Genomic DNA, 13,051 nt, shown 5'->3' with positions numbered 1-13,051 from the left:
GATCGCCCAGCCCTGCAGGTAAGCAACGTTTTTCGCTTCGCTACTGTGGGGCTAACCGCGTTAGCCCCGATTGTTGTTATTGGCAGTAGCGGTCGCGCCAGTTGAGGATCGCCTTTTCAAAACAGGCGAACGGCGGGTGGACTATTCCGGCGCCGATCATGCCGATCCCCGCATCTTTGTGCGCAATTGCGGTGTTAATCACTGGCAGAATGCCGGTGCTGCCCACGCGCGTAATATCGATAGCAGTCGGTACGCCCATAAAACCCAGCAGCGGAATGGTGACGTTGGGGTTTTCGCCGAGAGTGATTTCACGCATCTGGCGCGAGAAATCAACGGCCTCTTCGACCGTACCACCCACCAGTGCTACGATGGCCGGCGCCGTCGCCATAGCGAAACCGCCAATGCCGTAGGTTTCAGTGATCGCGCTATCGCCAATATCACGTCCGGAATCTTCCGGCTTGTAGCCTGCAAACATCGGGCCAATCACCTGCTGCGCCGGACCGGTAAACCACTGGCCCGGTAAGCCGCTAATGCGCAGACCGAACTCAACGCCGTTACGCGCCATCGTCGTCACCACGGTGCTGTATTCAATGCCGTGTGCAGCGTCCATTGCGGCTTTACACATCGCCATCCAGGTCGGCCCGGAGAAGTAATCGCTGCTGAGGACGAACTCGAACACCTCACGCTGCTGCTCAACCGGATAACCGGTCTGAATAATCCACGGCGTCAGCGCCTGAATCAGCAGCGCCGTCCCGGCGTTGTTACGGTTATGGCACTCATCGCCCATGTGTAGCGCCTGCGCCAACATCAGGCGCAGATCGATTTCGCCCGCCAGCTTCATGGCGTCGCGCAGCATCGGCCCCAGCACATCACGCATCCAGTTCAGACGATCAATAACGCTCTGATCGTTCGCGCCCATACGCAGGATCTTCGCCATCTGCTCGCTCATATTGGTATATGCGCGGTTGCCGTAGGTTTTGTTCTCAACGATGTGCATAAACATCGACGCAGAGGTCACACCCGCCATCGAGCCAACGCAGTCATGCTCGTGACATGGTGAGAAGATAATTTCACCCGAGGCGGCCAGTTCGGCAGCTTCATCCAGATCTTTCGCCAGTCCTTCAAACACCAGCGCCCCGGTGACCGCGCCCTTCATTGCACCGCACATTTTTTCCCAGCGGATCGGCGGCCCGGCATGCAGGATGGTGTTGCGGGTCATCCCCGGTACGACATTGATTGCCTGGTCATAGCCAATCAGCACCGGATGCGACTGAATAATACGTTCCAGCGCCTGCTGGTTAGCGGCAGCGATTTTGTCTGCCAGCGGCGAATCGGCAATCTCGTCCAGTGCAGCAACCACCTGCATGTTGCCCTGACCCGGCGGCGTCCAGTCGAGCTGGGTCACGGGAACGTTCTGCTTTTTCAGGTCATCGCTGAACATCGCGATACCGACGTTAATCACGTTCAGCGGCTGGTTAAACAGTGTCTGGCTCATCAGGCTTCCTCCCCTTTACAGATAAATTCACGCGCCAGCAATCCGGTGTTGGTGCTACTGCTCGCCCAGATAACGCCCGCATCAGTCAGCATCTGACATTGTTTTTCCAGCGACGGCGTATCAAGATCGGTCCCCAGCACATAGCCGAGGATCTCAAGCGGACGACCGTCTGCGGCGGCGATCGCTTTGGCTTCAACGATCGCGTCGAGCATCACGCCAACCGGATCTTCATGCGATCCAAAACCAAGGACGAAGTCCATCACGATCACGCCGACTTCAGGATCGCGCGCTTCCTGCAACAGACGACTAATGCGGTTGGTGGGATCGATCATCGGGTGCGGTTTACCATTGGTAAAATCGTCATCACCGAAATCGAGGAAGGTATGCGCCACGCTGCGGTTGAGATCTTGCAGGCGGAACGCCGGATCCGGATGAATGTTGCTGTAAACTTCGGCATGTTTTTCCATGGCAGCAAACATCGCCTCATCGCACAACGTGCCACCGCAGAACAAGCCACGGATGTACTTTTGTTGCGGGGTCAGACGGGCGCGAACCTCTTCAATCAGCGGCCAGTTGAGCGGATGCAGATCCAGGCTCTCTTTTTTCACGCCGGTCAGCAGTACCGCTTTCAACGCCGCATCTTTAGTACCGCGGGCAAACTGTAGGCCTTTTTCATCCGCAGGCGCGGCTTCACGTCCGAGGAAACACACCACCACGGGCTTATGACAGGCGCGCGCACGTTCCAGCACCTTGCGCGCCACCGCTGGCGCAGGAGGTTTGGAGATAAGCGCGATGATCTCAGTTTGCGGATCGGCCTCCAGCATGCCAATCGCGTCAAGCATCATCAGGCCGCCAATCTTCTCACTCAGATCGCGTCCACCGGTGCCAATCAGTTGAGAAATTCCGCCGCCAAACTCGTGAATGCGTACGCTCAGCTCCTGGCTACCGGTACCGGACGCACCAATAATTCCGATGTTGCCGCGACGCACCGCGTTGCCAAAACACAGCGCCGCGCCGTTAATGATGGCGGTTCCGCAGTCTGGCCCCATCATCAACAGTCCTTTTTCGTGCGCCAGTTGCTTAAGCGTCAGCTCGTCTTCAAGAGAGACGTTGTCAGAGAACAACATCACGTTGAGGTTATTTTGCAGCGCCTGACGCGCTTCACGCGCGGCAAACAGGCCATTGACCGAGATCACCGCCAGGTTGCTGTCGGGAACGTGCTTCTTCGCGCTGGCGAGCGTGGCATAGCGCGCTTCGTGCTGGCCACCCTGCTCTTTATGCGTAAACAGATCGTCAATCGCCACCAGCGTTTGCGCGTTTGCTTCGTCGCTCGCGCCTTTAATGACAATCATCAGATCGCCACTCTTCGCCTCTTCCAGCTCAGGCGTGAGCAGGCCGAGATTCTTCAGTACGCCCTTATTCATTTCTGTCGCCATAGCTACGAACGCCTGCTCAACACCATCGAGCTTATTTGCGCGCGTGGAGATAGACATCAGTGAGACAGAATCAAAATACGTGTTCTTTTTAACAACTATCCTGATCGACATAATTCCCTCCGGACCTGTGGCTCAGGGCGCAGGCATCCGCCATGCCATACAGCATGTCGCAGCCAGAACTTGAGCCAATATTTTTAATGTCAGTAATATATTGCGTAGAAACGGGTTGTTGCTCAGTAATAAATTGGTTCAGCAGCCGTCCAACACTTTCCCGATAACGCTGATGAAAAGCTTCCTCTAACGTTATTTTGCTGAGTAGCGTCGTATTATTTCCGGCATATTGTAAAGCTGCTAAAAAATCTTCACGATATTTCCTCAGCGGATGTCCAGGAATAAATAGAATAGTGCTTAGGCCCACTAAATAATCATCCGATGAGGGCGTCAGACCAATCCCCAAACCAATTAAATGGCTGACCGCTGTAGAGATATTTTCTCCTGTACGCAACGCCGTCAGTAATGTTTGTCGGCGGTTGTGTAATTGACGGGTGATTTCCTGAAAAAACGGATTGTCACCCTGATACAGAAATAATGTGTCGTCGCTTCTTAGCTGTTGGCGGATAACCTCTTCCCAATGCTGCCAGCCGACTGTGGCAAGACTTGCTGCATCAGATGTCCACCGTGGTATTCGCCACAGCAGGCAACCGGCGGTTTCTATCCATTTATCATTGCCAACAACTATTCCCGACCCGCTAAAATTGACCAGCTCACCGGGGTGAAACAGGTCTTCACAATGCGTCAGCGCCAGCCGACAGCTGTTAGGTGCGTTATCACAATCTTCACTCAGTAACGTCAGCAGCCGCTGCTGTTCAGGTATCAACAGGTTTACCGCGTGGGAAAAAACCTGTTCAACCCGTCCCGTTCCCCGGAAAGTGAGAAACGCGCTGTCTGCGGTTAGCGCCCGTACGCATCGCCGTGATGGCGTAGCGATAATGGCGCTCCTGTGTCAGGCTCCGGCCGCAATCAGCAGCTCGGCAATTTCGTGGTACCCTTTCTCTCGCGCCAGTTCCAGCGGGGTTTTACCGTATTTATCCGTCATGTGCGGATTTGCGCCATGGTCGAGCAGCAGCTTAACGATCTCCTGCTGCTTCGCGCCACCGTCATTAAGTACGATGGCTTCCAGGAGCGGCGTCCAGCCAACAAAATTAGTATGGTTGACATTGATATCGGTACGCAGCAGCAGCTCACGCACGATCTCGACATGGCCTTTTTCGCTGGCTGGCGTAATACCGACACCGCCAAAACGGCTCAGACAATTAAGGTCGGGGTTAGCCGGTAATACCGTACGCAACAGCGTTAAATCATTCGTCAGGCAGCTAATCAGAAAGGGGTTAAAACAAGTTTGATCTTGTTTATTAATATCGGCACCCTCAGCAATCAATAAAGAAACACAGTCATAATGTTTATTCAGGCTGGCAATAATAATGGCAGTACGCCCCTGGCGGTTAGTGGCATTAATATCCACATTTTTTGCCAGACAGGATTTTAATCCATCGGCATTGCCCTGTTCTGCCGCCAGCAGAAATTCAGTAATGAGTTCTTTCTCTGACATAATCGCTCTCCTGCAGTTTTTTAGACTTTTTAAATATCCGATAACCTGAGAATAGCAACAGAGTGCAGAGAATAACATCCGCTTAAATTTCATTCATCGTTAGCGCATCGATTATTAAATCAATTTTAACAATGAGAACAAAACGTGCTGTAGTGCAATCTTTCCCTTATGGCTGGGGCCCTTTTAGCCACTAATCAGTAGTCCGGTGAATCAGGCGGTATGCTGCACGGATAGCGGCCTGCAATTAAAATACAGAAGTGTGATTGCCTTCAAATCAAATGTAAAACTAGTGTTAAATTTTGTTCAAAACTGATTGCTCTGTATAAGGATTACAAATACATTCAACAATCATCGTGTTGCGGATGCGCATTGTCGCCGGAGGGGAGAAAGATGAATTCAATATTTACCGAGGAAAACCTACTGGCGTTTACGATGGCTGCCCGCTACAGCAGCTTTAGCAAGGCGGCTGAAGAGCTTGGCTTAACCACATCGGCAATTAGTTACACCATTAAGCGCATGGAAATGGGTCTCGACGTGGTGCTGTTTACCCGCAGTACTCGCAGCATTGAACTGACCGAGTCCGGGCGCTACCTGTTTCGCAAGGCGACCGACCTGCTCAACGATTTCCACGCCATCAAGCGCAGCATTGATACCATCGCTCAGGGCATTGAAGCCCGGGTACGCATCTGCATTAACCAGCTTTTGTATACCCCTCAACATACAGCGCGGCTGCTGCAGGTACTCAAGAAACAGTTTCCAACCTGCCAGATAACCGTCACCACCGAGGTGTATAACGGCGTCTGGGATTCGATCATCAACAACCTGGCTAATATCGCCATTGGCGCGCCCGATACGTTACTGGATGGCGGCGGAATTGATTACACCGAGATCGGCGCGATCCGTTGGTCGTTTGCGATTGCCCCGGATCATCCCCTCGCCTTTATGCCGGAACCCATTTCTGAGAGCCAGTTACGCCTGTACCCAAACATCATGGTGGAAGACACCGCACACACCATCAACAAGAAGGTCGGCTGGCTGTTACACGGACAGGAGTCGATTCTGGTTCCCGATTTTAATACCAAGTGCCAGTGCCAGATCCTGGGTGAAGGCATCGGTTTTCTACCGGACTACATGGTGCGCGAGGCGATGGAAAAGTCGTTGCTGGTGACGCGGCAGATCCACAACCCGCGTCAGGATTCACGAATGCTGTTGGCCACCCAGCATTCGGCAACCGGTCGTGTAACTCAGTGGATTAAAAAAGAGTTTGGGCCACAAGGGATACTGACGGGGATTTATCAGGATCTGCTGCATCGGGAGTGATGAACCGGATGGCTGTTATACCTTCCGGTACACATAAGATGATCAGGCGCGGATATCGTCGTACTCGCGGGTTTTATCAAATTCATGTTTGGCAAACGGGCACAGCGGAATAACTTTGCGGTTTTCAGCGCGCATCTTCTCTACCACTTTCGCCACCAGCTGTTTGCCGACGCCCTGACCTTTCAGGCTGGGGTCGACATCGGTATGTTCAATGATGCTCAGATGCTCGCCCGTCGGCACAAATACTATCTCGGCAACCTGGTTGCCCTCAGCATCATTGACATAAAACTTGTTGTGGCCTGCAAGAATTTCCATGGTCCCCTCACTCATTTCTGGCGATATTTCAGCGCACCGCTCGGACAGGTATCGATGACCTTGATGACCGTCTCGACATCCACTTCATCCGGAATGATCCACGGTTTACGTTTCAGGTTAAACAGTTTCGCGCTTCCCCGCACGCAATTGCCCGAATGCTGACATATCGCCGTGTTGAAATAGACGTCAATCTTCTCGCCGGTATAGGCCCGGTAACCTGCATCCAGTAGTTCCTTATCCACGACATTGCCTCACATTTTTTTATTGTCTGGGTCTAATCATAGACCTATGCGAGGCTGAAGGAAGCTGCTGAAAGCAGAAATATCACTCGGGCCTGTTCTGCAACGACGGCTGCTGCTCTGGTGGCAAATACTCCAGCATCGCAGGCGTTGGCGGCGGGAGGCGGTTATCGGCAATATCCCTGTCCACATCGATATGACTGATTTCGCCATTCTCATGATGGTGGACCGTCAGCACCCTCGCCTTGTTCAGTTCCGTAACCAGCTCCCGGGTAATACGCAAACTTTCTGCCAGCTCATGGTCTTCCAGCCCGGGTCTGCGACTGCGGCGTTCCACCCGAAAACGAAACTGGTTGTACTTCGCCCAGCCAATTAGCACCAGGCCGTTGACCAGGGCGACAAGGATATAAAACGTGACCGTATCCAGCGTGGTGAAAAAGGGTCGCACCCCCATATACGGTGAATGCGCCAGGGCCGTGATCAACCCTTTATAGATCAGGTATAAGAAACCAACCCAGGCGATGAGCGTCAACAACACATCGATAATGCGAGGCAGCAGACGCCGCTCCGTAAAGATCAGTGGCTGATTCACGATTCGATCCTCCCAATTCCACGGTCAGGACTCACCCAACGCGCTCTGCCGCGTTTGCGTTTGAGCATCACTTTCGGGAACGCGACCAGCGTGGTGAACAGGCTTAGCATCCAGTACACCACCGGGAACCAGATAATCCAGAACAACGAGGCGCCAATGCCTTTTTCATAACGTCGTTCAATCATCAGGCTCACCGCAAACTGCAGCAAGCACACCACGCCGAGGATAAGTCCGGTGAAGGCTGGCGGGAACAGATGCTGCACATACAGCGAGTCCGGCATCGGGATCATCAGCCCTAACAGGAACAGCACGATACTGATCGCATAGGCAAACGACCAGGCGGTAGAAAAACAAAACTCAAGAAACAGCGGCCACATGCGACGGAACTCCCACGACCACAGACGACGCATGTTAACGATAAACACCTCTGCACCACCCTGCGCCCAGCGCAAACGCTGCTTCCACAGCCCTTTTAACGTTTCAGGCATCAGGATCCAACACAGTGCGCGCGGCTCAAAGAATACCGACCAGTGGCGCAATTGCAGCTTCCAACTGATATCGATATCTTCAGTGATCATGTCCGGGCTCCAGTAACCGACCTCGGCCAGCGCGCGACGACGAAACGCCGCAACTACGCCTGAAACGGTAAAGATCTGCCCATAGACTCGTTGAGTACGCTTAATTAAGCCGATAATGGAAGAGAACTCACCGACCTGCACACGGCCGATTAACGTAGAGCGGGTTCGAATACGCGGATTCCCCGTCACCGCACCAACGCGCGGGAACTGGATCAGTGGAGCCACAATATAGGCAACGGCATCACGATCCAGTAACGCATCGCCATCAATGCACACCAGGTAATCGCTGCGCGCCGCGGCCGCACCGGTCTTGAGCGCCAGCGCTTTGCCCTGGTTTTCAGCCAGATGAATCACCCGCAGGCTGGGGTATTCCACTGCCAGTTGTTCCAGCACGTCGTGAGTGTCATCCGTTGAACCATCGTTGATGGCAATCACTTCGATATTCTTATATCGCTGTGCCAGTGCGGCTTCAATGGTTTCACGCGCGTTGATCCCTTCGTTAAAACAGGGGATCAGAATAGAAACCAGTGGATTCCCCTGCAGGGTCGGTGGTGGCGTGTCATCTCCCCATTTCCAGTGACGTTCACGGTAAAACCAGAAATAGACTCCGCCGCTTATCCACAAAGCAGACATGAACAAAGGCCAGAAGAAGACGAAGTTCAACATCACTTCACCTGTAAAGATGACAGCCACGCCAAACGGCAGGCTGAACATCAGGCAAAGTATCAGGAAAGCAATAATGCGATCGGTCATTTTTGCGGATACCAGTATGAGGAGAACGTCGAGCGAATCTCTGACATCTCAGGTTTGTCGCTGATGAAATCATCCGGGTAATAGCCGTAGTTACCTGCACCGCTTAACTTCAGCTGGCGCATCCATTCGGCTATTTGTTTTCCGCTGATTTCAGCCTGATCCCCGGATTTACGCCAGTCTCGTGCCTGCAGTTCAAACACGGTTTTATCCAGCGCCCCAGGGTTTTGTGCAACGGCATTCACCAGTCGGTCAAGCCATGCGTTGGCATCATTGGCCGGGATCTGTTCCATGAATGGCATCGCCATCGGCGCCGTCCAGTCATAGGTATTGAGGAAATCATTCAGGTTTTGTGCAAACCAGGCTTCACTTTCAGGCTCCAGTACCGGCATGGCGTAAATATTGCGCGCAGTTTGCACCTGTGGACCGCGAATATTACGCACAGACTGGGTCAGCTGTTTGGTGAAGTCGATCAGCATCTTACTTTTCAGACGCGTCCAGCGCTCGAACGCCTGAGGATTATTACGTATTTGCTCGATACTGCCCGGAAGCCCTGCGGCACGGTAGGCGGCTAACGCCTCCGGTGACGCATCTTCAAAGTCCGTCAGGAAAGCATCGTCATGAAACAAAATACCTTTGAAACTGGCGTGCTTCGCCAGGTCTTCATAGATTTCAGTGATGCGCTGACGCGCTTCGCTGCTCCAGGGTGAAAGGCGGACATAGTTCTCGTGATTGATAGCAGTACGTCCCGTTTTCGGATCCCATGCGGTTACGCGTGGAATAGACGCGTCGAGATCGAAAGCCAGAACCGGCATCCAGGCATATACCGTCACCCCTGCCCGCGTTTGTAATTGCCAGGAGATATAGTTAAAGAGATCGGCACGCATCGGCAGCCAGCGGTTGGGGAAATAGACCTCACGAATATTCCCGTCGCCTTGCGGATCGGCGTACGCCTGCAGGAAGACATGAGAAATACGCATGTCATAAACGCGCTGGATCAGCTTATCGATATTTCGCTTCTGCTGAGCAGGGTCCTTGTCATACACGTAATCCAGATCGACATGCATCACGCGCATCGTCTGTGGCTCACGGACCTGAGCGACCTGACTGGCAAAGCGCTTAAGGGATGGGTTATCAGAGATCAGCACGCGCGGAATATCATCGAGAAACGCGGCATTCGCCAACCCTTCATTAAGCGTAAAGGCCATCTTATAGCCATGCTCTTTGGCCAGGTTTAACGTCGTGCCGTTGGCTGCGCCGTACGGCCATACCCACGCGCGCGGCGATTTCCCGGTCACCGATTTTATCTTGTTAGTGATCAGAGAAATATCCGTGTTTATACGTCGCGTGTACTGTTCGTCCGTTTCGTAAGTGCCGGTTTTCTTATCATACAGGCGGTTCGCTACAGCTGGCTCTTTACTCCCCTGCGGATTGGCCTCAGCGCCAAAGTGCGAGTTCCAGGTGTGCGCACCGACTTCCACCAACGGCGATTTCCCCATTTCTTCGACCATTTTCCAGGTGGCGAATTTATCTCGCGCTGTCATTAAGCCGCCAAAATCGACTTTTTTGTTGGCTGGCGCATCAACCCAACTGCCTACTGGCGCCCAGAGCGCAGGCCAGTTGTAGGCTTTCAGCAATGGCCAGACGCGGGTATAAAAACTGCTATACCCGTCATCAAAGGTGAGTAATACCGCTTTTTCCGGCAGTACAATTTTACCGTCATGGGCATCCAGAATTTGCTGCACGCTGATCGGCTGATAGCCATTATCACGCAGCCAGGCCATTTGGTCGCTCAACGCGCTGGTACGCACAGAGAGGTAACGCTGGTCGGCAGCACCATCTTCAACATCGTGATAACCCAGTACCAGGAAACTATTTTTCGGCCACTGATGATCCGCCGTCAGCGGTGTTCTCTCCCCAGGAGGAACATAGCGAGGCGTTGTATTGTGCGCGCTGCTGCACGCGGTAATCATCAACCAGCCAGCGATTAATGCGCTAAGCCACAGGCATCTTTTCAGCATGAACAATCCTTAAAACCTGACATTTAAATCGAAAGCGAGGGAGATATTCCGCTCACGTTTACCGTCATAGGGGCGTTTATCCCAAATCAGCATCACCCCGCCATCTACGACGTTGTTCCATTTAAGCCGTTGTCCGTATCCTACCTGGACGATAGCGCCTGCATCTTCACCTTGCTGCCAGTAGCCACCTACGCCTGCCAGACCTTGTTGCGTCCAGACGGTATCATAGTGGCGGTAAAGAACCTGCTCTGCGCTCAGGCCAGGGACAACCGAAAAATCACTCTTCGGGTTGTAATACGGCACATTCTCTTTGGTGTTGGTGCTCCCGCCAATGCCCGGCGTAAAGTCCAGCGTGAAGCGAGGCGTGGTCCAGATGCGCTCTTTTCCGCTGAGTCCGTATTCGATGCGATCGTTACCGTCTGAGAAATGTGATGCAGCAAACGACAGTTGATATTCACGTCGCTCGTTTTGATACCAGCGAACGAACATATCGCCGCCGTTGGCATACACACCGCTACGCAGCGCGCGCAATGGCGTATTACGCGACAAGCGCTCGGCCGAACCGCCTACGCGCCAGTTGTCATTAAAGTCATGCCAGCCGGATAGACGCCCACCAATCTTCTGACCATCGCCATAATTTCGGCCAGACACTTCCATTTCCGCCCAGTAATCACGGGAAGTCCATTCTGCACCCGCCGCCAGATCGCGGCTGATGCCCTTCCCTTCCTCAAATTCACCGGTAGCGAAGTTGAATCCAGTAAACAGTCGCCAGTTGTCATTAATCGGCGGACTGTAAATAGCCGTGTTGATGTTGAAGTCATTCTTACCGCTGACCGGGCTATCGGACGAGATCCCCTGCGTGCCGCTAATGCGCACTTCCGACATTTTGTGGACGTCACGAATACGCGCGAGGCGCAGCGTCGCTTCATCATCCGGGCTACGGGCAATAACGTCATCCGTCAGTTCATCGACCTGCTTCCATTCCTGGAGATCCAGCGCAACGTAAGCCTGCTGACGCTCCAGCTCCAGGTTGCTTGGCTCAATCACTTCCGCCAGCTTAAGCTCTTTCTCCGCCGCATGCGGCAATCCACGCGCTTCAAGCACAGAGGCATAGGAAATGCGCAGTCCCTGGTTACCGGAGCCTGTTCGTGCCAGATGCTCTGCGAGCTTTTCTGCCTCTGGCAGTTCATTTGCAGCGATATGATATTGCGTCAGCAGCGACTGTCCGAGCAGCCAGTTATCGTTAGGCTGCGGTGTTGGCGAGCCATAGATACGCCGCAGATACGGACTCTCTTTGATCAAATCATCGACTTGTTTTTTGGCTGCATCGAAGTTTTCATTATCAATGTGTGCATAGAACAGATCTTGTTGATCCTCTGGACTGAGCGGCGTCACCGGAATAGGCCCATTCGGGTAGTAGATGCTCGCCAACATCGCTTCGGTTTTTTCCGGCTGACGCTCGCTTAACCATGCTGATGCCACCCAACGTTTTGCGTAGTTTGGTACTTCGCCGCTTGCGGAAAGGGACTCATATTCCTCGATCACTTCGGCAGTACGTTTACGCACCAACAGGGCACCCATACGGTCTATTCTCGCCCGGCGGACATCATTCTGCGCAGACGGCTCATCTTTCCAGGCCGCCAACAACTGGTCATAACGGGCCAGCGCTTTATCTGCTACGATAAAACGTTCTTCTTCATTACGTGCGGACGTATAAGAGGATCGGACCATTTCAGCCGCCGCATCAAGCTCAAGGCGACGCTTCACCGGATCTGCCGTGGGTACGACTTCCGCCATATTTAAGGCTGGTCCGGAAACACGGTTCGCTGACAGCGCAGACAGCAGCGTGGATTTTGCATTTTTGTTGCCAGGATCGACGTCATCCGCCTGGCTGGCAACCAACAGCGCGTCCCAGTTTTTCCCCTGAGAGTGATAGACATAGGCAAGTAGCGCATCGGAATCAGCCCCCGGATGCGCCTGAGCCCATTTATTCGCTTCGGTAAGGGCATGCTGATTGTAGCGCGCATCTGCCAGCGTCATTATCCAGCCGGTGCGTACATCCACGTTATCAGGTTCTTCCTGTAAAACGCGTTCCCACACCGCCAATGAATCATTCCAGTTTTTCTGGTTACGATACGCACGCGCTGCGGCGACTTTTCCCCGTGCAGGCACATCCATCTGACCACGATACCGCTGCCAGATTTCAATTGTTGTTTTATCGTTGTTCTCAACCCAACTAGAAACTTGCAGCCAGTCGGCAACCTGGTTTGGCGTTAGCGCGCTTTTCTTTCCCTGATCCTCAAGGTAGCGCAATAGCGGCGCACTATTCCCCCCCCGCGCTTCAATAACCAAAGCATCATAATCAGATACCGCAGCAGAGATTTGCATAGGGAAAAGAATGCTGGCCGTAAATAAACAGCTTACAGACTTAAAACGTTTAATGAAGTTGGCATGTCGACGCATACTGAACATATCTGCCCTTATATCTTACATCAGAGTAAAAATAAGCGTTTTCAATAAGTTAAGGTCAATCCCTGACGATTGCCGACCATGTAAGATGCACTGCCGCTTATTTCGTAATAGAGTTATAAAGCAATTAATTCTTTCGTCTTATTGACTACCCGCACCGCGTCCTCTAATCGTTGAGCAGGAGGCATAAACTCGGGAATTTTATCACTCCATGTAGTTCATGGCTA

11 protein-coding genes are annotated in these 13,051 nt (G+C 52.9%); 1 reads left to right on the top strand and 10 read right to left on the bottom strand.

The window, feature by feature from the left end:
• Positions 1 to 76: 76 nt before the first annotated feature.
• The 4 genes from SK39_RS15870 to SK39_RS15855 all read right to left on the bottom strand — a co-directional run bounded on the left by SK39_RS15870 (position 77) and on the right by SK39_RS15855 (position 4,540).
• Positions 77 to 1,495, bottom strand: a complete 1,419-nt coding sequence (locus SK39_RS15870) for a YlbE family protein (RefSeq protein WP_003033887.1) — start codon at positions 1,493 to 1,495, stop codon at positions 77 to 79.
• Complete coding sequence (fdrA, locus tag SK39_RS15865; RefSeq protein WP_032937445.1) at positions 1,495 to 3,042, bottom strand: acyl-CoA synthetase FdrA; 1,548 nt, start codon at positions 3,040 to 3,042, stop codon at positions 1,495 to 1,497. The genes SK39_RS15870 and fdrA overlap by 1 nt, the downstream gene beginning before the upstream one ends.
• A complete protein-coding gene (locus SK39_RS15860; RefSeq protein ID WP_032937443.1) occupies positions 3,020 to 3,808 on the bottom strand; it encodes an oxamate carbamoyltransferase subunit AllH family protein in 789 nt (262 codons plus the stop codon). The genes fdrA and SK39_RS15860 overlap by 23 nt, the downstream gene beginning before the upstream one ends.
• Positions 3,809 to 3,934: 126 nt before the next feature.
• Positions 3,935 to 4,540: an ankyrin repeat domain-containing protein gene (locus tag SK39_RS15855; protein WP_003033877.1), complete on the bottom strand. Its 606-nt coding sequence runs from the start codon at positions 4,538 to 4,540 to the stop codon at positions 3,935 to 3,937.
• Between the two features lie 390 nt (positions 4,541 to 4,930).
• On the opposite strand from SK39_RS15855, the gene SK39_RS15850 reads away from it, so the two are divergent.
• Positions 4,931 to 5,860, top strand: coding sequence for a LysR substrate-binding domain-containing protein (locus SK39_RS15850; RefSeq protein WP_003033874.1), 930 nt, complete (start codon positions 4,931 to 4,933; stop codon positions 5,858 to 5,860).
• A 42-nt stretch (positions 5,861 to 5,902) separates the two neighbouring features.
• Here SK39_RS15850 and SK39_RS15845 read toward each other — a convergent pair whose 3' ends face one another.
• From SK39_RS15845 to pgaA, 6 genes are all read right to left on the bottom strand, one after another.
• Positions 5,903 to 6,175: a GNAT family N-acetyltransferase gene (locus SK39_RS15845; RefSeq protein WP_003033869.1), complete on the bottom strand. Its 273-nt coding sequence runs from the start codon at positions 6,173 to 6,175 to the stop codon at positions 5,903 to 5,905.
• 11 nt (positions 6,176 to 6,186) lie between these two features.
• Positions 6,187 to 6,417 (bottom strand): 4Fe-4S mono-cluster protein YjdI, encoded by a 231-nt coding sequence (yjdI, locus tag SK39_RS15840; RefSeq protein ID WP_003033864.1) that lies wholly within the window; start codon positions 6,415 to 6,417, stop codon positions 6,187 to 6,189.
• A gap of 82 nt (positions 6,418 to 6,499) precedes the next feature.
• Entirely contained in the window at positions 6,500 to 7,006 is a 507-nt protein-coding gene (gene pgaD / locus SK39_RS15835; RefSeq protein WP_003033860.1) for a poly-beta-1,6-N-acetyl-D-glucosamine biosynthesis protein PgaD, read from the bottom strand.
• Positions 7,003 to 8,337, bottom strand: a complete 1,335-nt coding sequence (gene pgaC / locus SK39_RS15830) for a poly-beta-1,6-N-acetyl-D-glucosamine synthase (RefSeq protein WP_032937441.1) — start codon at positions 8,335 to 8,337, stop codon at positions 7,003 to 7,005. Before pgaC ends, pgaD begins: the two co-directional genes overlap by 4 nt.
• Entirely contained in the window at positions 8,334 to 10,355 is a 2,022-nt protein-coding gene (gene pgaB, locus SK39_RS15825) for a poly-beta-1,6-N-acetyl-D-glucosamine N-deacetylase PgaB (RefSeq protein WP_003033857.1), read from the bottom strand. The genes pgaC and pgaB overlap by 4 nt, the downstream gene beginning before the upstream one ends.
• A 9-nt stretch (positions 10,356 to 10,364) precedes the next feature.
• Positions 10,365 to 12,827, bottom strand: a complete 2,463-nt coding sequence (gene pgaA / locus SK39_RS15820) for a poly-beta-1,6 N-acetyl-D-glucosamine export porin PgaA (RefSeq protein ID WP_032937439.1) — start codon at positions 12,825 to 12,827, stop codon at positions 10,365 to 10,367.
• Positions 12,828 to 13,051 lie beyond the last annotated feature (224 nt).

Origin of the sequence: Citrobacter sp. BIDMC107, from assembly GCF_001037575.1 — a bacterium.
Taxonomy (GTDB): domain Bacteria; phylum Pseudomonadota; class Gammaproteobacteria; order Enterobacterales; family Enterobacteriaceae; genus Citrobacter; species Citrobacter freundii.
The sequence above is the reverse complement of the archived record's forward strand: the minus strand, read 5'-3'. Positions and strand labels throughout refer to the sequence as shown.